This is a genomic window from Aeromonas sp. sif2433, assembly GCF_019218705.1.
Classification (GTDB): Bacteria; Pseudomonadota; Gammaproteobacteria; order Enterobacterales; family Aeromonadaceae; genus Aeromonas; species Aeromonas encheleia.
This window is the reverse complement of sequence record NZ_JAHUXD010000004.1, coordinates 248,962-274,230: the sequence shown is the minus strand read 5'-3', so window position 1 is coordinate 274,230 and position 25,269 is coordinate 248,962. Positions and strand designations below refer to the sequence as shown.

Sequence of the window (25,269 nt, the reverse complement as noted above, 5' to 3'; positions counted from 1 at the left end):
GGCCGATCCATGGCCATCAACAACCCAAGCAGGAGGCAATAAATGGGATCCTTGGTACTGACGGTGGGCACGGGCTCCACCTGGGCGATGCGGGCGGCACTGGTGCTCACCATGAGCGGGCTGGAGTGGCAGGAGCAGGTGTTCGATCTGGAGGATGCCAAGGCGCTGCAGCGGTTGAAGCGGGTCTCGCCGACCGGGTTGGTGCCCTGGCTGGATGATGGCGAACTGCGGATACACGATTCGCTGGCCATCGCCGAATACCTGCATGAGCTGTGCCCGGAACGGCAGCTCTACCCGCAGGATAGGGCCGAGCGCGCCCTGGCCCGCAGCCTGTGCGCCGAGCTGCACTCGGGCTTTGGCCAGATCCGCAGCCGCCTGCCCTTCTTCCTGGGGGCGCCGACCCAGTGCGAGCCGCCGGTGGAGACCATAGGCGAGCTGGCCAGGCTGCAGACGCTCTGGGCCCAGGCGAGGGGCACCTTCTATTTCGAGGAGGCGGGGATCATCGACGCCTTCTACGCGGTGATGGCCTACCGGCTGGCGAGCTATGGCATCCAGTTGCCCGGCCAGGCCGGCGCCTATCAGCAGGCCCTGCTGGCCTGGCCCCTGTGGCAGGCGCAGCTGGTCAAGGCGCGGCTGCAGTGGCCTGTGCTGGCCCGCCAGCCAGGTTAGCAGCCTCAGTCAGAGAAAAGGGGAGCCACTGGCTCCCCTTTTTGCGGCTGGCTTTTACGCTGGCCCGGTCATTGTTGCCGGCCGGCAAACACCACCACCACCTTGTCGGCGCCTTTTTCTCGCACGAAGCTGTAGGGTGCATCGGACAGCTTCTGGTGGCTGCCCGCCGCCACCGCCGGATGGGCGGCGCGGAACTGGCCGAGGTGCTGCCAGTGCTTGACCAGCTCGGCCTTGTCGCCGCTCCCCAGCTCCTGCCAGTTCATGTCAGAGCGCACGCTCTGGTCAAAGACGCCACCATCCTTGGCGAGATCGCGGCCGGACTCGTCGCCGTAGTAGAGCTGGATGCCGCCCGGCAGCAGCATAAAGCTGTTGGCCACCCGGCGCTGCAGCGGCACGTCCCGATAGTCGCCGAAGAACAGCTTGGTATCGTGGGAGCTGATGTAACTCAGCACGTTGAACTCCGGATCCTGATTGATGCGGCTGGCGTAGCCGGCATAGGTCGGCTCGGCCGCCGCCATGCACTGGGCCTGGGGCAGGGCGAACTCGCGCTGGTAGTCGAAGTTGATCAGGGAGTCGAAACCGTGTCGGTACCAGAAGTCCTTGGCCACCCCGTGATCCCACACCTCGCCCACCATGTAGAACGGCAGGTTGTCGAGGGCCTTGGCCGGGTTGGCGGCCTTCCACTCCTTGAGCGCCGCCGTGCCCGCCTGCTTGAGCCTGGCCCACACTGCCGGCTCCAGGTGCTTGACGGTGTCGGCCCTGAAGCCGTCGATGCCAAAACGCCGCACCCAGTCGGTGTGCCAGGCGATCAGGTAATCGCTGACCGTGGCATCGGGCAGCGCCCTGGCCAGGCTGTCCTTCTTCGCCGCGAGCAGGGGGGGCAGACCCACCGGCTTGGTCGATTCGGTCAGGAAGTCCGGCAGCCCAGCCACCGAGCCGGTCACATCGTCGGTGCCGGGTTGCGGGTAACCTGGCAGGCCGGCGCGCACCCAGTCAGGCCCCCACCACTGGTTCCAGTTCGGGGACTGGTAATCGATAAACTGGTTGTAGCCATGCCAGTCGAGGCCACCGCTCGGGCGCCACTCGTTCCAGCGGGCCGGCAATTTCCCCGTGTTCTGGGTCAGGCTGTCGAGCCCCAGATCCTGCAGATCCGCCAGGGTGGCGTAGCCGGCGTGGTTCATCACCACATCGAGGATGATGCGCATGCCGCGCTTGTGGGCCTCGTCCACCAGGGTCTTCAGGCTCTCCTCGTCGCCGTAGTTGGGGTCTATCTTGGTGAAATCCAGCGCCCAGTAGCCGTGGTAGGCGTAGAAGGGAAAGTTGCCCTGTTCGCCGCCGCCGATGAAGCCGTGCACCTGCTCCACCATGGGGGTGATCCAGATGGCGTTCATGCCGAGGGACTTGATGTAATCGAGCTTCTCGGTCAAGCCCTTGAAGTCGCCGCCGTGCCAGGTGGCGACCTCGTCCTGACCGTCTTTCTGGCGACCGAAGCTGTGATCGTTGGCGGGATCGCCGTTGTGGAAGCGGTCGGTCAGCAGGAAGTAGACGCTGGCCTGATCCCAGCTGAAGGGCTCGGGCTTGGGCGCCGCTATGGGCTCGAGCAGCAGCAAGCCGCCGCTCTCTTTCGATGGCGTTAGCGTCAGCTTGCCGCCCTTGACCACAGCCTCCTGTTTTGAGTAGGCATCCCGTAGCCGGGTGCCATCCGGCCAGACGCCCTTGAGCGACACAGTGACCGGGCCGCCATCCCAGGCGATGCAGGGCTCCTCGGGGGGCTGGCGCTTGAACTCGCTCTTCTTGGTCGCCCGCAGCACCTTGAGGCTGGGGGTCGCCGGGTTGAAGGTGAACTCGTAGTCCCCCGCCAGCATCACCCGCAGGCTAAAGCTTTGATCCTTGGCGCACTTGTCCATGGGTTGGGCGGTGCCGAAGGGGAGTGGCTGGTTCTCGCTCGGGCCGAAGCTGGTGCCGCAGCTGTTGTTTGCGTCGCTGATGCGGATCTGGTGGCTGCCCTTGCTTAAGGTGTGAGTCAGGCTGACGGTGCCCTCGTCCAGTGCCAGCGTCTCGGCCACCGGCTCGCCATCCACATAGAGGTGCAGCGCCGGTGCGGCCAGCGCCTGGCTGGCGAACAGTGGCGTGGCCAGCACGGCGAGCCACAGGGGCGAGAGGCTGCGATCGAGGCGAAGAGAGGGACGCATAAGCCATTCCTTGAGCTGGGTGAGCGGATTCCGTTGAGGAGCTCATTCTAGGGGGCAAGGTGGCGGGTCTGGATCGGTAAAATCCCGATTTGTGAGGTCAGTTCAAATGGTTACGTTTTCAAGCAGAGCAAAGTGTGATGGCTGCCGTGCAGGCCCCCGGACGGGGGCCAAAAAAATGCCGGTCAGTCGACCGGCATGTTCAGGTGGGGCTGCTCGCCTGCAGGCGAGCCCGCGTCAGACGGTAAAGAACTTGAAGTTGACGAAGGCCACCGCGATGAAGGAGGCGACCATGCCGCTGACGCAGAGCACCGCCGGGCGGATGGCCGGCCAGCGATGGGTCAGCAGTACGATGGCCAGCAGGGTCGGGTAGAGGCCGAACATGTAGCGCGGCATGGCATTGAGCCCGGTCATCAGCGGTATGGTGCAGCAGATGAACATCAGGGTCGCCTCGGCCCAGCGCTTCTGGCTGAACAGATAGCCGTTCAGGCACCAGCCGAAGATCACCATGATGGAAAGGTAGGCCTTGCGGCCGCCGAGCTCGAAGCCACTGAGCCACCAGTCGAGGGGGCTGTCCATGTAGCGGCCCCAGGCCACCTGGATGTGCTTGAAGGCGAGCGCGTCCCCGGTGAGGTGGTAGAGATAGACCATGTAGGCGAACAGGCCGAACGGAATGAGCCAGAGGGTGAACACCACCTTGAAGGCTCGCTCGGTGAAGCGGAAGAACTCGCGCCAGCCATAGGCCTGCAGCGCCAGGATCAACACCGGGAACACCATCATCACCCCCAGGTTGCGGGTGCCGGAGATGAGGACGCCGAGGAAGGCCACCATCAGCCACTGCTCGCGGTAGGCGAACAGGAACATGCCCAGCATCAGCGCCATGAACATGGGCTCGGTATAGCCGGAGACGAAGTAGGCGGAGAAGGGAGAGAAGGCCAGCAGCCAGACCCCGAAGCGGGCTGTCTCGTCACCGAGCTTGAGCTGGCGCAGTACCAGCAGCATCAGCGGCAGGCTGATGAAGAAGGCGATGTTGGCCACCAGCATCAGGCCGATCAGGCTCTCGATGTTGAGCAGGCTGGCGAGGCCGCCGGCGAGCATGGGGTAAAGCGGCATGAAGGCCCAGTTCGCCGCGTTGCCCTTGCTGAGCCAGCGCGGATAGAGGTCGTAGCCGTTCTCTATGATGCGCTGGAACCAGACGCAGTCAAACTGGCAGTAAGCCTGCAGCGGGCCTATGGGGGCCGTGCCGTAGAGCTGGACGCCGAAGTAACCCATGCCGTAGAGGGCGGCCCGGCTCAGCACGAAGGCGGCGATGATCATCAGCCAGTCGCGGTTGCTGATCCGCAGGGAGGGGCGGTAGGGGCCCGCGGTGTCGGGGGTCGGAATTGTCATGTCATTCATCAGGCAAATACCCAGATCCTGGAGAGGAGGTAGGTGAGAACTGTGACCGCCAGGGTGGCGATTACCACGGGGAGCAGGCCGGAGAGGCCCGCCAGCAGCAGGCCGGAGAGCAGCAGGTTACGCACCACCAGCGAGAAGAGGGCCACCAGCAGGAACTTGCCGGCCGCCCCCTGTTTCTGGAAGGTGATGTAGCGATGGCCGAAGAAGGAGAACCAGAAGGCTACCGCAAATGCGAGCGTGGTGACCAGGTGCTCTGAGATGGTGGGCCAGGTGCGAAACAGCGCGATCGAGGTGCCAAGATCGACGAGGGTAGCCCCCCCGCCGACGAAACCGAAACGAACCAGACGCCAGAATTCCTCGCGGGAGATCATTGAGGCGCTTGCTCCTGCTGGTCGTCAGCGGCCTTCACTGTGGCCGCCTTCTTGCCGGCACTCTTCTTGCTGCCGGTGGCCGCGCCGTCCTGTGGTTGTGCTTCATCCTGCTTGGCATACTGGCCGTACACACCTTCGATGAGGTAGACCGGGCGCTGCTTCACCTCGACGAACATGCGGCCAATGTACTCGCCGATGATGCCGAGGGAGAGTAGCTGGATGCCACCGAGGAACAGCATCACCGACATCAGTGAGGCGTAACCGGGCACATCGATGCCAAAGAACAGCACCTGGGTGATGATCTTGAGGATGTAGAGGAAGGCGATCAGGGAGACGCCGACCCCGACGTAGCTCCATACCCGCAGCGGCCAGCTGGAGAAGCTGAGCAGGCCGTCGAGGGCGAAGTTCCACAGCTTCCAGTAGTTGAACTTGGTCTCACCGGCGTGGCGGGCGGGACGCTCGTAGGGGACGCCGACGGCGCGGAAACCGGCCCAGGCGAAGAGCCCCTTCATGAAGCGGTTGCGCTCGGGCAGTTGCTTGAGCGCCTCGACCACCTTGCGATCGATCAGGCGGAAGTCACCTGCGTTCTCCGGCAGCTTGGTGCTGGTGGAGAGGGCGTTGAAGAAACGGTAGAAACCGCCGGCGGTGAGGCGTTTCATCGGGGTGTCTGCGCTGCGATCGACCCGGATGCCGAAGACGGTGTCGTAGTCGCCGGTCTGCCACAGCTTGACGAATTCCAGGATGAGGGCGGGGGGATCCTGCAGATCCACATCCATCGGCACTATGGCATCGCCCTTGGCCTGATGCAGGCCGGCGGTCATGGCGGCCTCTTTGCCGAAGTTGCGGGCCAGGTTGACCAGGGTGACGCGGGGGTCGCGGGCGATGGCCTGCTCGACCACCTCACGGGTGCGATCGCGGCTGCCGTCGTTGACGAACACTATCTCAAGCTGATCCTTGAGCGGGGCCAGCTCGTTGTCTATCGCGCTGATGAAGGCGTCTATGCTCTCTTCCTCGTTATAAACGGGAACGACCAGAGAGAGTCGAAAATCGGCATGCGACATGGGAACTTCCTTATTGGAAAATGGTGTTATAAAACAATATTTTATATTTTTAGATTCACTGGGCGACGGTCAGACGCACCGACTGGACGTTGAGTGGTGTCGGTGCGGACAGGGCCAGGAAGTTGGGGTGCTTGGGATCGGCGGTCAGCGATTCGCCGGGCAGGTTGAGCCGGATCTCGTTGATGCCCGCCTTGGCCAGCTTGACTGTGGTGGTGATGTCGTGACCCAGCGCGACCTTGAGCAGGGTACCCGCCTCCGGGCTGTTGATCCTGGCCTGGATGGTCACCTGCCCGGGCTGTGCCTGGTGTTTGGGCAGCACGAAATAGAGGCCACCCTGGCCGCTGAGTTCGGTGCCTTCGGCGTTCGGCTTCTTGGCCCAGCCTTCGCTGGAGAGGAAGCGGCTCGGCTTGGTGAGGTTGAGTTCGTTACCCGGCTGGTAGGTCATGCTGGAGTTGTGCTCCCAGAAGCGGGTCTTGCCTTCCAGGTAATAGAGCTTGTAAGCCAGGCTCACGTTGGGGTGAGCGGCCAGGTAGAGGGTGTAGAGGTAAAAACCACTCAATGCCATGATGGCAGCCAGAAAACCGAACTTTTTATAGGTCATATCACTCACTCGATGCCTGACGGATGGGTAGGCTGATTTCGCGCATATGCTAATCCAATTGCAAAAAAAGCATAGTGGATCACAAAAATATATTCGCTCAGATATTAACCCCTTTTCCCCCACGCTCCAAATGTCGCCGACGGCCTCCCTTTATCCTCGCCATCGGGGCCTGTGCCCCCGCATCTGGCTCATGGCCATGCCCGCGTCAAAGGGGGGCCTCATCAGGCAAATGACTGATATTGCTCATTGCTGTGGCAGGATCTGTCGCCATTTGTCCTGCGCAGATCTAAGATGGCGCGTCCCATCGTCAAGGATGATCCATGAGGCTGCTCTTTCTCTGCCTGCTCTGCTTGTTGCCTGCCCAGCTGGCGTGGGCCCGCTCGGGTTGTGCCACGCCCTTGCGCGTCGGCTTCGACAACTGGCCACCCTATCACTATTACCAGCAGGACGGTGAGCGTCGGCGCCTGCACGGCTTCTCGGTCGATTATCTCAACGCGGTGGCGGCCCGGCTGGGGTGTCGCCTGGTCTATGTCGAGCGCCCCTGGAAACGGGTGCTGCAGGACTTGGCACAGGGCCGGCTGGACATCGCCATGGAAGCCTATTTCTACGATGACAGGGCGCGTTACGCCTGGTTCTCCACCGCCTACAACCCGGGCCGCAGCGCGCTCTGGGTGCGCAAGTCCGACAGCTATGCCGAGCTGGACCTGGCCAGCTGGCTGGCCAGGGGATACAAGCTGGGGGTGACCAAGGACTATTACTACGGCGCCGAGATTGCCGGGCTGCTGCAGCGCCATCGAGAGCAGGTGAGCGAGGTCAACGATGCGCAAAACTATCGCAAGCTGTTGCTGGGGCGGGTCGATGGTTTCCTCGGGGATATTCTTGCCACTCCCTGGGGTCTGAAGAGAGAGGGGCTGGCGGAAGGCATAGTCCCCCATGTCATGCGGGTCTATGAGACGCCAACCTATTTCATGTTGAGCAAGAAGACCCTGTCGAGCGACTTTGTGCAGCGCTTCAACCAGGCGATCGAGGCGGTTGGCAAGAGTGATGAGCACGCGCTCATCTGGCGTCGTTACGCGCCCGCCCGCTAGCAAAGTCGCTGGCATTCACGCATCATGGGCACCTGACCGTGGCGCCTGACAGGCCGAAGTGAACCGATTTGAGGTAAGCATGGGTAAGAAGTATTGGTGGGCATTGGCAAACCTTATCTGGTTGGGCTGCTGGCCGGCGGGCATGGCCCAGGCCAGCACGGAACAGATGGTGGTGGCCAGTCCCAGCATCCAGCACGACTGGTATCAGAACAGCACGGCCCAGCAGGCGCGCCTGGAGCTGGAGCGTCAGCTGCAGGAGGCGGTGCTCGCCCAGCTGCACCCGGACTTCTACCGACTCTGGCAGCAGTTGCAGAAGGCTCCTGCCGATCGGCGCGGCGCCCTCTACGACGAGGCCTTTGGCAAGCTGGCCCGTTTCCAGCAGGCCTGGCGTGCCATGGATCTGGTCGCCCGCGAGCAGATGCAGACCCTCAAGCTCGACCTGACCAAGCCGCTGGCCCACGAGCCGGTTGGTGACAACCTGCTGGATCAGGTCAAGCAACTCAGGCCCCAGGTCGCCGAATATGAGGCCGTGCGCGAGGAGGTGGGCAAGCTGCTGGCGATGCCCATGGCCAAGCACTGGCCCAACCTGGACATGCCGACCCTGCGTGCCGGGGAGAGTTCGACCGAGCTCGGACAGATCCGCTCCATCCTCAACGAGCTGGGGGATGGCGCCCCCACCCATCAGGACGCCACCTATGATGCGGACACCGAACAGGCCATCAAGCAGTTCCAGCGTCGCCACGGCCTGACCGCCGACGGCATCATAGGCCGTCAGACCCGCTCCTGGCTCAACACAGGCCCAGAGGTGCGTGCCAGCCTGCTGCTGCGCAACCTGTGGCGCCGGGATCTGGTGGATCATCTCGCCGGCCGCTATGTGCTGGTCAACATCCCGGATTACCGCCTGAGCGTGGTGGAGTCTGGCAGCGAGGTCTTCACCAGTCGCGTCATCGTCGGCAAGGAGCAGCGGGCCACCCCCATCCTCGCCAGCGAGATCCGCTCCATCGTGCTCAACCCTGCCTGGCACGTGCCGCGCTCCATCCTGAGCAAGGACATTTTGCCCAAGCTGGGACGGGATCCGGCCTACCTCAATCGGGAGCAGTTCGAGGTGATCGACGGCGAGGGCAACCCGGTGCAGTTCAGCGAAGATGGCTGGCATCAGGCGCTGGCGTCGGGCTTCCCTTACCGGTTGCGGCAAAAGCCCGGCGATCACAACGCCCTGGGGCGCTACAAGTTCTATCTGCCCAACAACGATGCCATCTATCTGCACTCGACGCCGGGCAAGGCGCTGTTCGAGCAGGGGGCGCGCGCCTTCAGCTCCGGCTGCATCCGGGTCGAGCATGCGGACGATCTCGCCGAGCTGCTGCTGGCGGACTCCCGTTATCAGCCGGACAAGGTCGCCAATATCCTGAAAGAGAGCCAGACCAAGTGGCTGCCCCTGACCACGCCGATCCCGGTGTTCACCGTCTACTGGAGCAGCTGGATCGACGAAGAGGGTCGCCAGCAACTGCGCAACGACATCTACGGATTCGATCGAGTGAGCTTCCAGAGTCGCTTGTTGTGATCCCTGCCACAGAGTGAAAAGCCCGGCTCATGCCGGGCTTTTCTATGGGCGTTTGCGGTTTGACAGGGCTTTTCTCGGCGGGTAGTTTCAGGCCTCGGTACCACATTCATTCACCAGTTTCACTTAACGATGCGATGGACGGACAACGGATGCTGGAACAAGAGATAAGCCGACGCCGTCTGCTGCTGGGCGCCGGTTGCCTGATGGGGGCCAGCCTGCTGTCGTTCCCGGCCATGGCGAGCCGCAGTACCTCGGGGCGTGAACTCAGCTTCTTCAACCTCAATACCGGCGAGCGGGTGCGCACCAGCTATTGGGAGAATGGCCGTTATCTGAGCGATGGCCTGGCCGAACTCAATCATATTTTCCGCGACTACCGTCGCAACGAAGTGTTCAACATCGACAAGAAGCTGTTCGATCAGCTGTTTCTGTTGCAGCACAGACTGGGTCGCCAGGGCGAGATCCAGCTCATCTCGGGCTACCGCTCACCGGCCACCAATCGCCAGAAGCGGCAGCGCAGCCGTGGCGTCGCCAAACACAGCTACCACACCCTGGGTCAGGCGGTGGATGTGCGCATCCCCGGCGTGCAGCTGGCACACCTGCGCAAGGCGGCCCTGAATCTCAAGGTCGGCGGTGTGGGTTACTACCCGTCTGACAACTTCGTGCACCTCGACACGGGCCCGGTACGCAGCTGGTAACCGGCGGTTCGGCTCTGCCGTTCGCTGCTCGCCAACAGGGGATTCCGGGTTGGTGTGCCGCGGCGCAGGGTTGGCACAGGGGGCCCCTGAGCTGCTAGGCTCTGGACACTATCCAGAGGAGAAATAAATGAAGCAGATTCTGATCGGGGGGCTGATCGCCCTGCTGTTGACCGGGTGCAGCAAGCTGAACCGGGAGAACTACGACAAGTTGAAGATGGGGATCAGCTATACCGAGGCGAGCAGCATCCTGGGCAAGGCCGAGAGTTGTGACGACAAGCTGGGAACTACCAGCTGCATCTGGGGAGGGGAGGGCAAGAATATCAAGATCCGCTTCATCGCCGACAAGGCGACTTTCTTCAGTTCGGAAGGGATAAACTGAGCCCGTCTTGTGTCGTCGTCACCAACAAAGAAGCGCCGGAAGGCGCTTTTTTGTTGGTGATAATAAACTCAATACAGTCAGAAGCTGGCGCACTCAGTGAGTGGCATATTGATAATTGAAGGTGGGCAGCCCCCACTTGAAGCGCACCGCCAGCAGCCGCAGCACGAAGCCGACGCCGATGGCCCCGAAGGCGGCCCAGTCATTGGGCAGGCCCTGGGCCAGCGCGAAGCAGTAGAGGGCGGCCGTCACCAGGGAGACGGCGGCGTAGAGCTCGCGCTTGAACACCAGTGGGATGCGCTGGCACAGGAGATCCCGCAGCACGCCGCCGAAGACGCCGGTCACCACGGCCATGATGCAGGCGATACCGGCCCCGTGGCCCATCTCCAGCGCCCGGGCCGCGCCAAAGATGGAGAACACCACCAGCCCCAGCGCATCGAGCGCCAGGAACAGCTTGCCGAGATAGCGCATCAGCGGTGCCGAGATGACCCCCGCCATGGCCGCCCCCGCCACCAGCAGCACGTATTCGGGATGCTCCACCCAGAGCAGGGGATAGTGCCCCAGCAGCACATCCCGGATGGTGCCACCGCCGATGGCCGTCGCCGACGCTATGATCACCACACCAAACAGATCCATCCGCCGCCGACCCGCCGCCAGCGCGCCAGTCATCCCTTCGGCCACCAGGCCGAGCAAGAAGAGAGCATGTAACATGAGTTATCCCAGGGTGCGAGAAAGGCCCGCATCCTAACAAGACTGGTCTGGCACGACAAGCACTCTCACATTTGCATTAGAATAAGTAATTAAAAGGGGGCCTATGCCCCCGTTTTTAGTTGTGGCAGGCCGCTGCTCAGCGGCGGAGCTGTTCGTTGCGGTATTGATCCACCCACATGGCGGTGGCGCCGCAGATGGCGACCGGCATCACGAACAGGTTGACCACCGGAATGGCGGAGAAGAGGGTGACCAGGGCGCCGAAGCTCAGGCACTTGCCGCGGCGCTGCTTGAGGGCATCGCGCATGGTGATGAAGTCGATCTTGTGGTTGTCGAACGGATAATCCACGTACTGGATCGCCATCATCCAGGCGCTGAACAGGAACCAGAGCACGGGCGCCAGGGTCTGCCCCACCACCGGGATGAGGAACAGGATGAGGCAGCCGATGGCCTTGGGCAGGTAGTACTTCAGCTTGGTCCACTCGCGGCCGAAGGTGCGCGGCACATCCTTGACCACATCCAGCATGCCGGTGTCGCTCACCGCCTCACCGGTCAGGATCTGCTCCACCTTCTCCGCCAGCAGGCCGTTGAAGGGGGCGGCAATCCAGTTGGTCACCGAGCTGAAGATGAAGGAGAACACCACCAGTATGGTGACCAGGGCGATGGGCCACAGCAGGTAGTCGAGCCAGCCGAGCCAGGCCGGGATCTGCTGATGCAGCCAGCCGAACAGGCCGTCGAGCTGCAGCAACAGGGCATAGAAGGCGCCGGCAAACAGCACCACGTTGACCAGCAGGGGGATCAGCACGTAGGTGCGAATGCCGGGTTGGCGGATGAGCGAAAAGCCGCGCAGGAAGTAGTCTGCACCGCTGACTGAATCTTTGACCAGGGGGGATTGGCTCATCTGAGCTCCATCTGTTAACGGGAAACTGCCAGCATATTACAAACAAGCCCTTGATTTGGTAAAGTCGCTGACCATTCCTTTTCCGTCGCAGTTCAGCTGAGCGCCGGATATTGATGGAAACCGCCCGCCTTTTCGTTATTTCGTTACCCAGATAGGCCCTCATGCGTCTGAAATTGATCAAACTCGCCGGTTTCAAGTCGTTTGTCGAGCCGACCCGCATCGAACTGTCGGCCGACATGACGGCCGTGGTCGGGCCCAACGGCTGCGGCAAGTCCAACGTGATCGACGCGGTGCGCTGGGTGCTGGGGGAGAGCTCGGCCCGTCATCTGCGCGGCGAGAACATGACGGACGTCATCTTCAACGGCTCCCTCAACCGCAGCCCCCATGGCCGCGCCTCGGTGGAGCTGGTGTTCGACAACCCCCACAATCGGGTGCCCGGCGAATTCGGCCGCTTCAGCGAGATCTCGGTGCGCCGGGAGGTGCTGCGTGACGGCACCAATCACTACCAGATCAATGGCCAGAAGTGTCGCCGCAAGGATGTGACCGATCTCTTCCTCGGCACCGGCCTTGGCCCCCGCAGTTACGCCATCATAGAGCAGGGCACCGTCAGCCGGCTGGTGGAGTCGCGTCCGGCGGATCTCAAGCTGTTCATGGAGGAGGCGGCAGGGGTCTCCCGCTACAAGGAGCGGCGCCGGGAGACGGAGCAACGCATCCGCCACACCCAGGAGAACCTGGAGCGGCTCGGCGACATTCGCGGCGAGCTGGGTTCCCGCCTCGATCACCTCAAGGCCCAGGCCGAGACCGCCGAACGCTACAAGCAACTCAAGGGCCGTTCGCGCGCCGCCCGGGCCGAACTCATCGGCTCCGAGCTGTGGGCGCTGGAGACCCGCCTCGGCGAGGCCAAGGCCGAACTGAGCCAGGCCGAGCAGGCGCTGGCGGCGCTGGACGCCAAGCGAACCCAGGACGAGGGGCGTCACGTCAGCCTGTCGGTGGCCCGCCAGGAGGCCCAGGCCGAGCAGGCCAACCGACAACAACAGATCTTCCTCGGTGGGCAGGCCATCGCCCGCCTCGAGCAGCAGCAGCTTCACCAGACCGAACTCGGCCGTGACTGGCAGGTCAGGCGCCAGGCCCTCGGCGAGCGGATAGACGGCATCAAGACGCAGCTGGCGAGTCAGCAGGAGCAACTGACCGACGGCACGCTCAGGGGGGAGCTGGAGTCGGCGCGGCTGGAGCAGTGTGAGCAGTTGCTCACCGGCCAGCAGACGCAGCGCCTGACTGCCAGCGAGCAGCTGGAGCAGGCCCGGCTGCGCCAGCAAGAGTGGCAGCAGCAACTGGGGCAGTTGCAGGGGCGGCTCAATCAGACCCGAGCCCAGGTCAATGGCCTGCAGGAGCTGCAGGCCAAGACCCGGCTGGCGCGGCTCAAGCTGGAAGACGAACAGGCCGGACCGCTAGGAGGGGAGAGTGACGATCTGCAGCCCAGGCTGGATGCCCTGGCGGCCGAGCTGGAGCTCGCCCGGGCGCGGCACGCCGAGCTGGATGAACAGTGGCAGGCCGCGGTGGCCGGCCACGAGGCACTCAAGGCGCAACGGGGCCAGCAGGGCGGCCTGGTGCGCGAACTGGAGGCCCGCCTCACCACGCTTGACCAAATTTTGGGGGAGCAGATGCAGGGGGCTACCCTGGCCGATCGGCTGCAGGTGGCGCCCGAATGGGCCCAGGCACTGGACAAGGTGCTCGGTCGCTGGCTCACCGCCCAGCCGGCGGATGAGTGCAATCTCGAACAAAGTGGACTCTGGATAGGCCCGGCCCATCCGGCGGTGCCCGGCACCCTGGCGGCCCAGCTGGCGGGGGAGCATATCCCCGCCTTCCTCAACGCCATCTGGCTGGTGGAGAGCCGGGAGGCGGCCCTGGCCCGTCAGGCCGGGCTCGCGGCCGGTGAGTCGCTGCTGACCCCGGCGGGGGACTGGTTCGGTCCGAACTGGGCCGATCTCGGCCAGGGGGGGGCGCTCGGTACCCTGGCCCTGCTCGGTGAACGTGAGCGGTTACACACCGAGCTGGCGGCGAGCCAGCAGGCGTTGGTCCAGCTGGATGCCCAGCTGGGTGCGGCCGATGCAACGCGGGCCCAGTTGCATGCTGCCTTCGAGCTGGCTAAGCGCACCCTGCGCGAGCGGGAGCAGCAGTGGCAGCAACTGCGGGAAGCCTGGAGCCTGCAACAGGGCCAGCGCCAGGAGCGGTTGCAGCGGCTCGGCCTGCTCGGTGAGGAGCTGCTGCGGCTGGACAGGGAGCAGGCCGACGAGGCGCAGCGGCTGGAGAGAGCCCTGCAGCAGCTCGAGCTGGATGAGGCGCGGCTGATGGAGTTGCAGGAGCAGGGCGAGCCCTTGGCCGAGGCCCTGCTGCTTGCCCAGGAGCGGGTCAGCCAGGCCGAGCGGGCGCTGGAGGAGGCGCGCGCGCGCCGGGAGCAGCAGCAGGCCCACTGTCAGCGCTGGCAGCTGGAGCAGCAAAATCTGAGACAGCTCATCGCCCTGCGTGAGCAGGAGCTGGCGCGGCTAGGGCTGGAGCTGGCGGAACTCAAGGCGCCGGGGGACACGCCGGGTCAGGATCTGTCGCCCCTGCTGACCGAGCAGCGCAACCTCGAGGCGCAGCAGCTGGCCTGTCATCAGCGCCTGGCGGAGCTGGAGCGGCAGCTGACCGAGCTGGAGCAGGCACGCAGTGCCGATCACAAGCAGTTGGTGACCCTGCAGGAGAAGCTCGCCCAGCTCAGATTGGAGCGGGAGCGCAACCTGACCCGGCGCCAGGGGCTGCATGAGCAGTTCGAGGAGCTGGGGGTGCGGCTGGTGGATCTCGATCAGGCGGTGCTGATCGCCGCCGATCGCGGCAAGTTGCGCCAGGAGATCCAGACCCTGGAGACCCAGGTGGAGGCGCTGGGGGCCATCAACCTGGCGGCGCTGGAGGAGTATGAGGCGGCGAAAACCCGCTCAACCTACCTCGAAAACCAGTGCCAGGATCTGGAGCAAGCGCTGGAAACCCTGAGCCAAGCCATTAAAAGAATTGATAAAGAAACACAAATACGCTTCCGCGACACTTTCGATAAGGTCAACGAAGATTTAAAATCCCTGTTTCCGAAAGTGTTCGGGGGGGGCAGTGCCTGGCTTGAGTTGACCTCGGATGATCTTTTGGAGGCCGGAGTGAGCATCATGGCAAGACCTCCGGGCAAGAAGAATGCTACCATTGCCCTGCTTTCCGGGGGGGAGAAGGCGCTAACCGCCCTTGCGTTGGTTTTTGCCATCTTCAGACTCAACCCAGCACCCTTTTGTTTGCTGGATGAGGTGGATGCGCCGCTCGATGAAGTGAACGTTGGTCGCTTCTGTTCTCTTGTCAAAGAGATGTCGAGCACAGTACAGTTCGTTTACATCAGTCATAATAAGGTCTCCATGGAGATGGCTGAGCAACTGATAGGCGTCACTATGCAAGAGCCCGGGGTTTCTCGCATTGTGTCGGTCGATATCGGTGAAGCCGTCGCTTTGGCTGAGCAAAACTAGAAAGAGAAGCAGCTAATGCAGGAATTGCGTTACATCTTGGTTGCCCTGGGCGGTATTGCCATCGCGGCATTGCTCATTCACGGGTTGTGGAGCAACAGAAAAAACCGTCAGGCACCGATCAAAGAGAAACCTCTGGGCCGGATGGATTCCAAGTCACGGGAACGTGACAACGATACGTTCGACAGCGATGGCATCGGCCAGGTGCGTGTGGTCAGTGGCGGGCGTCGTGCCGAGCCCAAGCTGCACAACGATGAGGCGCGCCAGCCTGAAGCCAGCCGCCGTGCTGCCGTCCCCGCCTTCGATGACGAAGACGAGGATGACGAGCTGCCACCGCCCGTGCGCAAGCCTGTCGCCCGCCCGGTGGCTCCCGCGCCCGTCTATGAAGATGACGAGGACGAGTATGAAGAGCCGCTCGCCGAGACCATGGAGGAAGCCCCTGCCGCCCCGGTGCGCAAGCCTGCCCAGGTGATCCGTCGTACCCCGGTGCACCGCTCCCGTCCCCAGCGCGAGCCCATGCTGCAGCCGCTGGACGAAGAGCCGCTGGTGGAGCCGGCCTACGCCACGGCGCCGACCTTCGGTGCCCGCGAGCCAGCCCCCGAACACAAACCCCGTTATGTTGCGCCTGAGCCAGCCTACGAAGAGCCGGTCTATGATGACGAGCCCCTCATGGCCGACCCCGTGCAGGAGCTGCCGCCGGTCGAGAAGATCTGGCAGGATGTCTATGTCATCAACCTGATGGCCCGCCCCGGTCACGATCTGCAGGGGGCGACGCTGCTCTCTTCCCTGCTGACGCTGGGCTTCAAGTTTGGCGAGATGGATATCTTCCACCGTCACGAGGATCTGGGTGGCAAGGGTGAAGTGCTGTTCTCCATGATCAACATGGTCAAGCCGGGCACCTTCAACCCCTACCGCATGGAGCAGTTCAGCACCCCGGGTGTCTCCCTGTTCATGCAGTTGCCCCTGCGCAGCAACGCGGCCTTCGCCTTCGAGCACATGCTGCAGGCGGCGGATCAGCTGGCAAGCGACCTCGATGCCATGCTGACCGATGCCTCGCGCAGCCCCCTGAGCGACGACGACATCGCCCGTTACCGTCACGAGCTGGCGGCCTACGAGGCCAGTCGCGACTAAGGCGCCTGCGGGTCTATGACATCAAAAATGCGGTACCTGGGTGCCGCATTTTTGTTTGTGCGATTAACTTACTATTCCAACCACAGTCCGAGACTTCTCCATGAGCGAAATCCTCTCCCGCCACCGTCAACTGTGTGAGCTGCTGATCGAATATGGTCATCAGTACTATGTGCTGGACAACCCCTCCGTGCCGGACGCCGAATACGATCGGCTGATGCGCGAATTGATTGCGCTGGAGGCCGAGCATCCCGAGTTGAAAACCCCGGCCTCACCCAGCGTGCGGGTCGGCGGCCAGCCGTTGTCTGCCTTCCGGCAGGTGCGCCACGAAATCCCCATGCTGAGTCTGGACAACGTGTTCAGCAGCGAGGAGCTGCAGGCCTTCGAGCAGCGCATGAGGGATCGCCTCAAGCGCGAGCTGAGTTTCAGCTTCTGCTGCGAGCCCAAGCTGGATGGGCTGGCGGTCAGCCTGCTCTACGTGGATGGCCAGCTGGTGCAGGCGGCGACCCGGGGCGATGGCGCCACCGGTGAGGAGATCACCGACAACGTGCGCACCATCAAGGCCATCCCGCTCACCCTGCGGGGCACCGGCTGGCCCGCCCGGCTGGAGGTGCGCGGCGAGGTATTCATGCCCAAGGCCGGTTTCGCGGCGATGAACGAGAAGGCGCTGGCCGCCGGCGAGAAGGTGTTCGTCAACCCGCGCAACGCCGCGGCAGGCAGCTTGCGCCAGCTCGATTCCCGCATCACCGCCAGCCGTCCTCTGAGCTTCTATGCCTACGGGGTCGGGGTGGGCGGTGAGCTGCTGGGGGATTCCCACTTCGGGCGGCTGTGCCAGCTCAAGGAGTGGGGCCTGCCCATGAGCGCCGAGGTGAAGCTCAAGGAGGGCGCCGCCGGCTGTCAGGCGTTCCATGACGACATCCTGGCCCGCCGTGGCGAGCTGCCCTACGAGATCGACGGCGTGGTCTACAAGGTCGACAGCATACCGCTACAGCTGGAGCTGGGCTTCGTGGCGCGCGCCCCGCGCTGGGCCACGGCGCACAAGTTCCCGGCGGAGGAGGAGATGACCCTGCTGGAGAACGTCGAGTTCCAGGTCGGCCGCACCGGCGCCGTGACCCCGGTCGCCAAGCTCAAACCCGTGTTTGTCGGCGGCGTCACCGTCTCCAACGCCACCCTGCACAATGCCGACGAGATCGAGCGGCTCGGCGTCATGATCGGCGATACCGTGATCGTGCGCCGGGCGGGGGACGTGATCCCGCAGATAGTGGCGGTGGTGGAGGCCCAGCGCCCCGCGGATGCCCGCGCCATCCTGTTCCCCACCCAGTGCCCTGTCTGTGGCTCGGCGGTGGAACGGCTGGAAGGGGAGGTGGTGACCCGCTGCTCCGGCGGCCTGTTCTGCGAGGCGCAGCGCAAGGAGGCGATCAAGCACTTCGCCGCACGCCGCGCCATGGACGTGGATGGCCTGGGGGACAAGATAGTGGAGCAGCTGGTGGACAAGGGGCTGGTGAAGACCCCGGCCGACTTGTTCAGCCTGACTGCCATCCAGCTCGCCGGGCTGGAGCGGATGGGGCCGAAATCCGCGCTCAACCTGGTGGCGGCCATCGATGCGGCGCGCAGCACCACACTGCCGCGCTTCCTGTTTGCCCTCGGCATCCGCGAGGTGGGGGAGGCGACAGCCCTCAACCTCGCCAACCACTTCCTCACCCTGGATGCCCTGCGCGCCGCCTCGGTGGAGCAGCTGCTGACGGTGGCGGACGTGGGGGAGGTGGTGGCCAAGCATGTCTACTACTTCCTGCGCCAGCCGCACAACATCGAGGTGCTCGACGCCCTGCTGGCGGCCGGTATCCACTGGCCGGCTATCGAGAAGAAGGCCGCCGCCGAGCAGCCCTTCGCCGGCAAGACCTTCGTGCTGACCGGCACCCTGACCACCCTGTCACGCAACGATGCCAAGGCGGCCTTGCAGGCGCTGGGGGCCAAGGTGGCGGGCTCGGTCTCCGCCAAGACCGACGTGCTGGTGGCCGGCGAAGCCGCAGGCTCCAAGCTCGCCAAGGCGCAGGAGCTCGGCATCACCGTCTGGACCGAAGAGGAGTTGCAGGCGGCGATCCAGCCTTGAATCGAGGTGGGACACTGAACGACAAACCCGGCCATCAGGCCGGGTTTGTCGTTTCTGGGCTCACTCCAGCCATTGGGCCTTCTCCTGCCACTTGGGTGGCACCCTGAGTTGCCAGCGCGCCAGCTCCTCCCGGCTGAACACGTATTCACCGCGCAGGGCCGCCCGCGGGGAGAGGGATTCGGGGGTGGTGCCCGCCAGGATGGCGTTGACCAGCTCGGCGGCTTTCTCCCCCTGGGCATGGCCGTTGAGCACCAGGCCGCCGATGGCCCCGCCCTTGCCGACCGAGAACTCCCAGAAGGAGAACAGCGGCACCGGGCTATGCTGGCTGGTCCATGTCAGCACCTGTTTCTCGCTCACATGGACTCCCCGTTCATCGGTCAGGGTGTGGTAGAGGCCGATGAAGAGCGCCTCATAGCCGTTCTGCCGGCTGGCGAGCACCACCTCCTGCCAGCGCCGGTAGTCGTCGATCTGCTGGCTGTTGACCCTGGTCTGGCCGACCCGCTGTTCGTCCGGGGTCGTGAACTCATCCTCGATGGCGGTGCGCGATACCTCGCTCGCATCGAACAGCACCAGCGCCTTGCCCAGCCCCCCCATCAGCTGGCTCATCTCGCTGATGTTGCGCTTGAGCAGGGGGCGTTCCAGCACCCCGGTGATCTGGGGGTGACCGACCAGCCCCTTGTGGCGGGGATTCTCGTTCATGCCGAGGAACACCACAGGGGTGCCCTGGGCCGCGATCGGCCGGGCGAGGGCGTTGATGGCATTGTCGTCGCCGAGCACCACCAGATCCGGCTTGAGTTGCCGGTAGGCGCTCATCGCCCTGGCGGTGCTCTGCTCCACCTCCTGGCGGGGTTGGCGTTTGCTGTCCAGATAGAAGTGACTGAGATGATGGGCGCCCTTGAGGTGCTCCTGCAGACTGGTGTTGTAGCTCTGATCCCACAGGTTGGCGGGGTGATAGCTGCTGATCACCAATATCTCGGCGGCCCGGAGGGGGAGAGGGAGAAGGGCTAGCAGTAGCAACACCTTGGTCACGTTCATTTCCCGTTGGCAGGACACTGCACCCAGTATGTGCGCGTTGGCTCGGGTATGCCTTCGTCAATTGTTGTCGGATGGCTACGCCATCCCCATAGGGGGGTGATCGGACGCCAGCCCGCCCCCCGTCTGGGGTGGCTTTAATGAGGCTCTTTTGGTGCTGGTTGTGAACTGCCCCACTCCTCTCAAAACCTGATGTGGATCAAGAAATGAGGCCGCGCTTTGGTGCCTAATAGACACCACATATAGGGATGCATTCATTAAAAACACCTATATGTTGTGTTGTTAAGCTGTGTATAAGCTGTTCTCTTCTCATCGTCAGCCCAGGCTGGTCAAGCCTCGGCTGAATTTATTTGCGCCCAGGACGAGGCGCGGGGAAGGGTACCAAACAAGGTAAGCCGAAGGCGACAGCCTGGCCTTTAAAACGGGGAAAACGCATGAAACCGGTTGTGATCAAACGTGATGGATGTCGCGCACCATTCGATGCCCAGCTGATTGCCGAGGCGGTGAGCCGGGCGGCGGCAGCGGTCAGCCAGGCCAATCCGGCGCTGGGCGAGCGGGTTGCCAGCGCCGTCAGCCTGGAGTTGGAAGGGCGGGGCGAGGTCGACATTCACGAGATCCAGAACCGGGTCGAGAACCATCTGATGGCCTCCGACGACAAGGCGATCGCCCGTGCCTACATCGAGTATCGCCACGACAGGGATCTGGCCCGCGAGGCCCGTGGTCGGCTGGCCCAGGAGATCCGTGGCCTGGTGGAGCAGACCAACGCGGCCCTGCTCAACGAGAACGCCAACAAGGATTCCAAGGTGATACCGACCCAGCGGGATCTGCTGGCCGGCATCGTCGCCAAGCACTACGCCACCAGCCACATGCTGCCCCGCGAGGTGGTGCAGGCCCATGAGCGCGGCGATCTGCATTTCCACGATCTCGACTACTCCCCCTTCTTCCCCATGTTCAACTGCATGCTGATCGATCTGCAGGGCATGCTGACCCACGGCTTCAAGATGGGCAACGCGGAGATCGACACCCCGAAGTCCATCAGCACGGCCACCGCCGTGACCGCCCAGATCATCGCTCAGGTGGCGAGTCACATCTATGGCGGCACCACCATCAACCGCATCGACGAGGTGCTGGCGCCCTATGTGACCATCAGCTGGCAGAAACACCGGGAGGTGGCCGAGGAGTGGGGGATAGCCGATGTGGACGCCTACGCCATGGCCCGCACCGAGAAGGAGTGTCACGACGCCTTCCAGTCGCTGGAGTACGAGGTGAACACCCTGCACACCGCCAACGGCCAGACCCCCTTCGTCACCTTCGGCTTCGGCCTCGGCGACAGCTGGGAATCCCGCCTCATCCAGCGCGCCATCCTCGGCAACCGTATCGCTGGCCTTGGCAAGAACAGGAAAACGGCGGTGTTTCCGAAGCTGGTGTTCGCCATCAAGGATGGCCTCAACCACAAGCCGGGGGATCCCAACTACGACATCAAGCGGCTGGCGCTGGAGTGCGCCTCCAAGCGCATGTACCCGGACATCCTCAACCATGATCAGGTGGTCAAGGTGACCGGCTCCTTCAAGACCCCCATGGGCTGCCGCTCCTTCCTCGGCGCCTACGAGGAGAATGGCGAGCTGGTCCACGAGGGGCGCAACAACATCGGGGTGGTAAGCCTCAACCTGCCGCGCATCGCCCTGAAGTCCCGCGATGAGGCGGACTTTTGGGACAAGCTGGATGCGGCGCTGCGGGTCGCCAAGCAGGCGCTGATGTATCGCATCGAGCGACTCGATGGCGTCAAGGCGCGGGTCGCCCCCATCCTCTACATGGAGGGCGCCTGCGGCGTGCGGCTCAAGGCCGACGACAACGTCAGCGAGATCTTTAAACATGGCCGCGCCTCCATCTCGCTCGGCTACATAGGGGTGCACGAGACCATCAACGCCCTGTTCGGCACCGACACCCATCTGTTTGACAGCGAGGCGCTGCGCCAGAAGGCCATCGCCATCATAGCGCGGCTCAAGGCGGCGACCGACGAGTGGAAAGAGGAGACCGGCTACGGCTTCAGCCTCTACTCCACCCCGAGCGAGAACCTCTGCACCCGCTTCTGCCGCATCGACGCCAAGGAGTTTGGCGTGGTGGCCGGGGTGACCGACAAGGGTTACTACACCAACAGTTTCCACCTCGACGTGGAGAAGCAGGTCAACCCCTACGACAAGCTGGACTTCGAGGCGGCCTATCCGCCCATCGCCAGCGGCGGCTTCATCTGCTACGGCGAGTACCCCAACATCCAGCACAACCTGGAAGCGCTGGAGAACGTCTGGGACTACAGCTATGACAGGGTGCCCTATTACGGCACCAACACCCCCATCGACGAGTGCTACGACTGCGGCTTCACCGGCGAGTTCGAGTGTACCTCCAAGGGCTTCACCTGCCCGCGCTGCGGCAACCATGATCCCGCCAAGGTGTCGGTGACCCGCCGGGTGTGCGGCTACCTCGGCAGCCCCGATGCGCGCCCCTTCAACGCGGGCAAGCAGGAAGAGGTCAAGCGCCGCGTCAAGCACATGTAAGACGAACGGCTGAGCGACGAGATGGCTCCTGATGAGGGAGCCATTTTTATTGGCGGATCTGGCGCCCGTGCAGGGGCCGAGGAGAGAGGATGCATTACCACCAGTACTACCCGGTCGATGTGATCAACGGCCCCGGCACCCGCGCCACCCTGTTCGTGGCGGGCTGCGAGCACCAGTGCCCCGGTTGCTACAACCAGGCCACCTGGCGGCTCGATGGGGGCACGCCGTTCGACCAGGCCATGAGCGATCGCATCATCAATGATCTCAACGACAGCCGCATCAAGCGCCGTGGCCTGTCGCTCTCCGGCGGCGATCCGCTGCATCCGGCCAACGTACCGCAGGTACTGGCGCTGGTAAGGCGGGTGCGGGCCGAGTGTCCGGGCAAGGACATCTGGTGCTGGACCGGCTATCTGCTCGGCGAGCTGTCGGCAGCCCAGCGTGAGCTGGTGGCCCTGCTGGACGTGCTGGTCGACGGCAAGTTCGAGCGGGGGCTGGCGGATCCCGGCCTGCTCTGGCGTGGCAGCAGCAACCAGCAGATCCACGATCTCAACGCCTGGCGGGAGAGTATGGAAGAACGGATCCCCTGCGTGACGCTGACCGCAGCCAGCTGAACCCTGGCTCAACGCCAGGGAAGAAACGAGGGAAAGGATCCCCGTCGGGTTTGCAGTTGCAGGCAAGGCTGTTTATGGTTAGCCCATCCGAATCACGCGACGTCTTTCATGAGGAACCATGAGATGAACAATCTGCTCAAGATCCTGCTGGCCATCTTCCTGCCCCCGGTCTGTGCCTTTATCCAGGTGGGCTTCAGCCTGCATTTCTTTCTCAACATAGTGTTGACCCTGCTCGGCGGCCTGCCCGGCATGGTGCACGCACTCTGGCTGGTGGTCAGCGACAAGCGCGCCTGACACCACAGGCTCACGGATGAGCAAGCTGGGTGATACAGGGTCAACCACTCGGGATTGGTCTGGTTGGCGGTGTTCAAACGGATACTTTTTCGTTAGGATGGGCGACTGACCGACAGGGGTGGTTCATGACGGCCTCTGAGCCCAGTAGAGAGAACAAGGAGCCTTGCATGAAATGGAAAGTCGCAGTCTGGTCAGGACTGGTGTTGGCGTTGTTGCAGGGGTGCTCATCCCGACCTGAGGCGGCACTCGATCGCGCACCTATAGTGATCCCGCTCGAGCAGTTGTCCCATTACTGGATCCAGGAGAACCAGCGTTCATTCTTCGGTGATGATGAACCGGTACGGCGGCCTGCCAAGCCGGTCAAGGGCTATGTGGAGGTGCGCTATCTGATCGACTCCAATGGCATGCCGACCAAGCCGGAAGTGGTGGCGGCAGAGCCACCCGGTGAACTGGAGCAGAGTGCGCTGGCTACTCTGTCCCGGCTCCGTTATAGCCCGGCAGAGGGCAATCCGGATGCTCACCCGGTACAGGTGGTCAACCGCTTCGAAATCGAGATCAACTGATCTCTGGGTGATAAAACAGACCCCGGCCAGGCCGGGGTCACTTTATTGTTGTTTACAGTCGTTGTAGAGGCTCTGCCACTCGCCATCCTTGTCGCGCATCTCCACGAAGCCCTCCTTCCCCTTGTTCCACCAGACCACCTCATGATCATCGGTATAGCGGGCACCGGAGGCGGAGACCGCCTGTGGCAGGGTGTAGTCCTTGCCGTTGGGCAGGGACAGCTTGATGAAGTTCAGGCTCTCGTCCGAGAGCGAGAAGTAGCGCACCTGCACCTTCTGGTTCTGTTCGCACAGATAGCTGACCGGATCGCCGCCGGTCACCCCCAGGCCGCCGGCACCGCGCTCGCAGCCGCCGAGCAGGGTCAGGGCACCCAGGCTCAGCAGGAATAGGTTGATCTGTTTCATGTTGTAGCTCCCCTTGGTGTCATATGGACTTGAGCCTAACAGCTTGAGCCAGCGTCGCAATCTCGAAGAGTGCTGACCGCGTCGGTATGTGTCCGGATGGATAGTCAGGCCGGCACTGGCTGCCGGATAGCCGGTGTGGCGAGGGGACACATCATGGCGCGCTCCAGAATATCCAGGATGTCGCTGTCGATGGTCTCATCAAACTTGCGGGCGAACAGGTGATTGCTTTGCTGCAGGGCATCTGCGTCATGCACCGTGTAGTCGCGCGGGCGCAGCTTGATGTCGCCCATGGGGATCCAGTCGATGGCACGCTTGTCATCGTTGACTATCTGGCCCTGATAGCTGGTGTTCATGATCACCGTCTGGAAGAAGCCCTCGTCGGCGATCAGGGTGTGGCGGTAGAAGGCCTTGAAGCGATCGACCTCAGGGCTGTGGCTGACGAACTCGCAGAAGGCCCGGCTCAGGATCATCCACTGATTGCCAATGTAGGGGGTCACCCCCTCCAGGTAGGGGCGGGTCTTCACCGGCTCGCACACCAGTTCCCGGGCGGTCTCGGTCACATAGTGATCGATGCGGTGCAGGGTGTCCGGTCGGTGCTGGCGTTGATCCGCGACCTTGAGGAAATCCTTGCCCTTGTGATCGCGCAGGAAATCGTGAATGTCGTGCTGGGAGCGCAGCGGGAAGTCCTGGGCGCTCAGATTGATGAAGAACTCCCACTCCTTGTTCTGCTCCAGCAGCGCCGCTATGCCGCGCAGCTCCGCATCCACCAGGCTGTAGCCGCCCCAGAGTGCATTCTTGCTGGGTAGCATGGCGGCGTTGGGGTAATCGGCAAGGAAGTCGGCGATCTCCTGTTGCAACTCGGGACCCGAGCGCTTGTCCACGTGGATCAGGTAGTGGTTGCTGTCGTGGTAAATCGCCTTGAACAGGCGCTTGAACTGGTCGGGATAGCGATGAACCAGAATGAGGTAGGCAATCATGGCAGGTGTCCTGTGTTGGCGGCAGGGCTGCGCCAAACAGAAAGTGCCTCAGGCGGATGGCTTGAAGCTGGTTCCCGTCGGGATGGCCGCTGTCGCAGTAAAAAAGAGTGGATAGCAGATAACAACAGTGAGAACAGGCTGCGGCAGGGAGGGATGCGCCTTATGGCATCGGGTCAATACAGCGGGTCCGGCGACGTCGGGTTGAGGGTGAGAGGTGGGCAAGGGCTGCCCTGGCTGGCGACTCTTTTGCATGACAAGCCTGTCATCAGGTGCAGAGCGCAATCGGCCGGTGAGTGAGGCGCCACAGTAGCACGGTTCGGGCCAGGTTCGTCATATATCGCCGGTACCGCAGAAATACCATTCAATGGAGTCCACATATGGCCTCGACATCCCGTCCGGCACCTCGCAGACGGAGTGCAGTCTCTCGGTACCACAAGCCTATGGCCCGG

At 63.3% G+C, this 25,269-nt stretch carries 22 protein-coding genes; 12 read left to right on the top strand and 10 right to left on the bottom strand.

Annotated features, from left to right (window positions below):
* Positions 1-42 precede the first annotated feature (42 nt).
* Positions 43-669 carry a glutathione S-transferase gene (locus tag KW825_RS08555; protein WP_218328938.1) on the top strand — a complete coding sequence of 209 codons (627 nt, stop codon included), beginning with the start codon at positions 43-45 and terminating at the stop codon, positions 667-669.
* Between the two features lie 68 nt (positions 670-737).
* Here the strand turns inward: KW825_RS08555 and KW825_RS08550 are convergent, their stop codons facing one another.
* The 5 genes from KW825_RS08550 to KW825_RS08530 all read right to left on the bottom strand — a co-directional run bounded on the left by KW825_RS08550 (position 738) and on the right by KW825_RS08530 (position 6,289).
* Positions 738-2,861, bottom strand: coding sequence for an alpha-amylase (locus tag KW825_RS08550; RefSeq protein WP_218328937.1), 2,124 nt, complete (start codon positions 2,859-2,861; stop codon positions 738-740).
* A 234-nt stretch (positions 2,862-3,095) separates the two neighbouring features.
* The gene (locus KW825_RS08545; protein WP_042654033.1) at positions 3,096-4,256 is read right to left on the bottom strand and encodes a membrane protein; all 1,161 of its coding nucleotides are present in this window, start codon (positions 4,254-4,256) and stop codon (positions 3,096-3,098) included.
* The gene (locus tag KW825_RS08540) at positions 4,256-4,627 is read right to left on the bottom strand and encodes a GtrA family protein (RefSeq protein ID WP_042654032.1); all 372 of its coding nucleotides are present in this window, start codon (positions 4,625-4,627) and stop codon (positions 4,256-4,258) included. Before KW825_RS08540 ends, KW825_RS08545 begins: the two co-directional genes overlap by 1 nt.
* Positions 4,624-5,688 carry a glycosyltransferase family 2 protein gene (locus KW825_RS08535; protein ID WP_042654031.1) on the bottom strand — a complete coding sequence of 355 codons (1,065 nt, stop codon included), beginning with the start codon at positions 5,686-5,688 and terminating at the stop codon, positions 4,624-4,626. Before KW825_RS08535 ends, KW825_RS08540 begins: the two co-directional genes overlap by 4 nt.
* A 55-nt stretch (positions 5,689-5,743) precedes the next feature.
* On the bottom strand, positions 5,744-6,289 hold the full coding sequence (locus KW825_RS08530) for a hypothetical protein (RefSeq protein WP_042654030.1): 546 nt from the start codon (positions 6,287-6,289) through the stop codon (positions 5,744-5,746).
* A gap of 320 nt (positions 6,290-6,609) precedes the next feature.
* Between KW825_RS08530 and KW825_RS08525 the strand changes: the two genes are divergently transcribed.
* From KW825_RS08525 to KW825_RS08510, 4 genes are all read left to right on the top strand, one after another.
* Positions 6,610-7,377: an ABC transporter substrate-binding protein gene (locus KW825_RS08525; RefSeq protein WP_218328936.1), complete on the top strand. Its 768-nt coding sequence runs from the start codon at positions 6,610-6,612 to the stop codon at positions 7,375-7,377.
* Positions 7,378-7,456: 79 nt separating this feature from the next.
* The gene (locus KW825_RS08520; RefSeq protein ID WP_042654028.1) at positions 7,457-8,938 is read left to right on the top strand and encodes a murein L,D-transpeptidase; all 1,482 of its coding nucleotides are present in this window, start codon (positions 7,457-7,459) and stop codon (positions 8,936-8,938) included.
* Between the two features lie 149 nt (positions 8,939-9,087).
* On the top strand, positions 9,088-9,633 hold the full coding sequence (locus tag KW825_RS08515) for a YcbK family protein (protein WP_042654027.1): 546 nt from the start codon (positions 9,088-9,090) through the stop codon (positions 9,631-9,633).
* A 127-nt stretch (positions 9,634-9,760) separates the two neighbouring features.
* Positions 9,761-10,012 carry a DUF3862 domain-containing protein gene (locus KW825_RS08510; protein WP_218289878.1) on the top strand — a complete coding sequence of 84 codons (252 nt, stop codon included), beginning with the start codon at positions 9,761-9,763 and terminating at the stop codon, positions 10,010-10,012.
* A 93-nt stretch (positions 10,013-10,105) separates the two neighbouring features.
* On the opposite strand, the gene KW825_RS08505 is transcribed toward KW825_RS08510, so the two are convergent.
* Together KW825_RS08505 and cysZ are read right to left on the bottom strand one after the other, a co-directional pair.
* Positions 10,106-10,720, bottom strand: coding sequence for a trimeric intracellular cation channel family protein (locus tag KW825_RS08505; protein WP_218289879.1), 615 nt, complete (start codon positions 10,718-10,720; stop codon positions 10,106-10,108).
* A 136-nt stretch (positions 10,721-10,856) separates the two neighbouring features.
* Positions 10,857-11,618, bottom strand: a complete 762-nt coding sequence (cysZ, locus tag KW825_RS08500; RefSeq protein ID WP_042654024.1) for a sulfate transporter CysZ — start codon at positions 11,616-11,618, stop codon at positions 10,857-10,859.
* Between the two features lie 161 nt (positions 11,619-11,779).
* Between cysZ and KW825_RS08495 the strand changes: the two genes are divergently transcribed.
* The 3 genes from KW825_RS08495 (at position 11,780) to ligA (ending at position 18,389) form a co-directional block, all read left to right on the top strand.
* Positions 11,780-15,154 carry an AAA family ATPase gene (locus tag KW825_RS08495; RefSeq protein WP_218328935.1) on the top strand — a complete coding sequence of 1,125 codons (3,375 nt, stop codon included), beginning with the start codon at positions 11,780-11,782 and terminating at the stop codon, positions 15,152-15,154.
* Between the two features lie 15 nt (positions 15,155-15,169).
* Entirely contained in the window at positions 15,170-16,282 is a 1,113-nt protein-coding gene (zipA, locus tag KW825_RS08490) for a cell division protein ZipA (protein WP_042654022.1), read from the top strand.
* Positions 16,283-16,382: 100 nt separating this feature from the next.
* Positions 16,383-18,389 (top strand): NAD-dependent DNA ligase LigA, encoded by a 2,007-nt coding sequence (gene ligA, locus KW825_RS08485; protein WP_218328934.1) that lies wholly within the window; start codon positions 16,383-16,385, stop codon positions 18,387-18,389.
* A gap of 60 nt (positions 18,390-18,449) precedes the next feature.
* Here the strand turns inward: ligA and KW825_RS08480 are convergent, their stop codons facing one another.
* Positions 18,450-19,424 (bottom strand): ABC transporter substrate-binding protein, encoded by a 975-nt coding sequence (locus KW825_RS08480; protein WP_218328933.1) that lies wholly within the window; start codon positions 19,422-19,424, stop codon positions 18,450-18,452.
* A gap of 431 nt (positions 19,425-19,855) precedes the next feature.
* On the opposite strand from KW825_RS08480, the gene nrdD reads away from it, so the two are divergent.
* The 4 genes from nrdD to KW825_RS08460 all read left to right on the top strand — a co-directional run bounded on the left by nrdD (position 19,856) and on the right by KW825_RS08460 (position 23,441).
* Entirely contained in the window at positions 19,856-21,973 is a 2,118-nt protein-coding gene (gene nrdD / locus KW825_RS08475) for an anaerobic ribonucleoside-triphosphate reductase (RefSeq protein WP_218328932.1), read from the top strand.
* Positions 21,974-22,062: 89 nt separating this feature from the next.
* The gene (gene nrdG, locus KW825_RS08470) at positions 22,063-22,584 is read left to right on the top strand and encodes an anaerobic ribonucleoside-triphosphate reductase-activating protein (RefSeq protein WP_218328931.1); all 522 of its coding nucleotides are present in this window, start codon (positions 22,063-22,065) and stop codon (positions 22,582-22,584) included.
* Positions 22,585-22,707: 123 nt separating this feature from the next.
* Entirely contained in the window at positions 22,708-22,878 is a 171-nt protein-coding gene (locus tag KW825_RS08465; RefSeq protein WP_042654017.1) for a YqaE/Pmp3 family membrane protein, read from the top strand.
* 167 nt (positions 22,879-23,045) lie between these two features.
* Entirely contained in the window at positions 23,046-23,441 is a 396-nt protein-coding gene (locus KW825_RS08460) for a TonB family protein (protein ID WP_218289887.1), read from the top strand.
* A 42-nt stretch (positions 23,442-23,483) separates the two neighbouring features.
* On the opposite strand, the gene KW825_RS08455 is transcribed toward KW825_RS08460, so the two are convergent.
* Both KW825_RS08455 and KW825_RS08450 read right to left on the bottom strand, forming a co-directional pair.
* Positions 23,484-23,843, bottom strand: a complete 360-nt coding sequence (locus tag KW825_RS08455; RefSeq protein ID WP_042654015.1) for an MliC family protein — start codon at positions 23,841-23,843, stop codon at positions 23,484-23,486.
* A gap of 104 nt (positions 23,844-23,947) precedes the next feature.
* A complete protein-coding gene (locus KW825_RS08450; protein WP_218328930.1) occupies positions 23,948-24,820 on the bottom strand; it encodes a beta-1,6-N-acetylglucosaminyltransferase in 873 nt (290 codons plus the stop codon).
* Between the last annotated feature and the right edge of the window lie 449 nt (positions 24,821-25,269).

What these genes read in the sequence shown, in the direction of transcription:
- KW825_RS08555 (WP_218328938.1), top strand. Translation starts at nt 43, where the DNA reads ATGGGATCCTTGGTACTGACGGTGGGCACGGGCTCCACCTGGGCGATG.
- KW825_RS08550 (WP_218328937.1), bottom strand. Translation starts at nt 2,861, where the DNA reads ATGCGTCCCTCTCTTCGCCTCGATCGCAGCCTCTCGCCCCTGTGGCTC.
- KW825_RS08545 (WP_042654033.1), bottom strand. Translation starts at nt 4,256, where the DNA reads ATGAATGACATGACAATTCCGACCCCCGACACCGCGGGCCCCTACCGC.
- KW825_RS08540 (WP_042654032.1), bottom strand. Translation starts at nt 4,627, where the DNA reads ATGATCTCCCGCGAGGAATTCTGGCGTCTGGTTCGTTTCGGTTTCGTC.
- KW825_RS08535 (WP_042654031.1), bottom strand. Translation starts at nt 5,688, where the DNA reads ATGTCGCATGCCGATTTTCGACTCTCTCTGGTCGTTCCCGTTTATAAC.
- KW825_RS08530 (WP_042654030.1), bottom strand. Translation starts at nt 6,289, where the DNA reads ATGACCTATAAAAAGTTCGGTTTTCTGGCTGCCATCATGGCATTGAGT.
- KW825_RS08525 (WP_218328936.1), top strand. Translation starts at nt 6,610, where the DNA reads ATGAGGCTGCTCTTTCTCTGCCTGCTCTGCTTGTTGCCTGCCCAGCTG.
- KW825_RS08520 (WP_042654028.1), top strand. Translation starts at nt 7,457, where the DNA reads ATGGGTAAGAAGTATTGGTGGGCATTGGCAAACCTTATCTGGTTGGGC.
- KW825_RS08515 (WP_042654027.1), top strand. Translation starts at nt 9,088, where the DNA reads ATGCTGGAACAAGAGATAAGCCGACGCCGTCTGCTGCTGGGCGCCGGT.
- KW825_RS08510 (WP_218289878.1), top strand. Translation starts at nt 9,761, where the DNA reads ATGAAGCAGATTCTGATCGGGGGGCTGATCGCCCTGCTGTTGACCGGG.
- KW825_RS08505 (WP_218289879.1), bottom strand. Translation starts at nt 10,720, where the DNA reads ATGTTACATGCTCTCTTCTTGCTCGGCCTGGTGGCCGAAGGGATGACT.
- cysZ (WP_042654024.1), bottom strand. Translation starts at nt 11,618, where the DNA reads ATGAGCCAATCCCCCCTGGTCAAAGATTCAGTCAGCGGTGCAGACTAC.
- KW825_RS08495 (WP_218328935.1), top strand. Translation starts at nt 11,780, where the DNA reads ATGCGTCTGAAATTGATCAAACTCGCCGGTTTCAAGTCGTTTGTCGAG.
- zipA (WP_042654022.1), top strand. Translation starts at nt 15,170, where the DNA reads ATGCAGGAATTGCGTTACATCTTGGTTGCCCTGGGCGGTATTGCCATC.
- ligA (WP_218328934.1), top strand. Translation starts at nt 16,383, where the DNA reads ATGAGCGAAATCCTCTCCCGCCACCGTCAACTGTGTGAGCTGCTGATC.
- KW825_RS08480 (WP_218328933.1), bottom strand. Translation starts at nt 19,424, where the DNA reads ATGAACGTGACCAAGGTGTTGCTACTGCTAGCCCTTCTCCCTCTCCCC.
- nrdD (WP_218328932.1), top strand. Translation starts at nt 19,856, where the DNA reads ATGAAACCGGTTGTGATCAAACGTGATGGATGTCGCGCACCATTCGAT.
- nrdG (WP_218328931.1), top strand. Translation starts at nt 22,063, where the DNA reads ATGCATTACCACCAGTACTACCCGGTCGATGTGATCAACGGCCCCGGC.
- KW825_RS08465 (WP_042654017.1), top strand. Translation starts at nt 22,708, where the DNA reads ATGAACAATCTGCTCAAGATCCTGCTGGCCATCTTCCTGCCCCCGGTC.
- KW825_RS08460 (WP_218289887.1), top strand. Translation starts at nt 23,046, where the DNA reads ATGAAATGGAAAGTCGCAGTCTGGTCAGGACTGGTGTTGGCGTTGTTG.
- KW825_RS08455 (WP_042654015.1), bottom strand. Translation starts at nt 23,843, where the DNA reads ATGAAACAGATCAACCTATTCCTGCTGAGCCTGGGTGCCCTGACCCTG.
- KW825_RS08450 (WP_218328930.1), bottom strand. Translation starts at nt 24,820, where the DNA reads ATGATTGCCTACCTCATTCTGGTTCATCGCTATCCCGACCAGTTCAAG.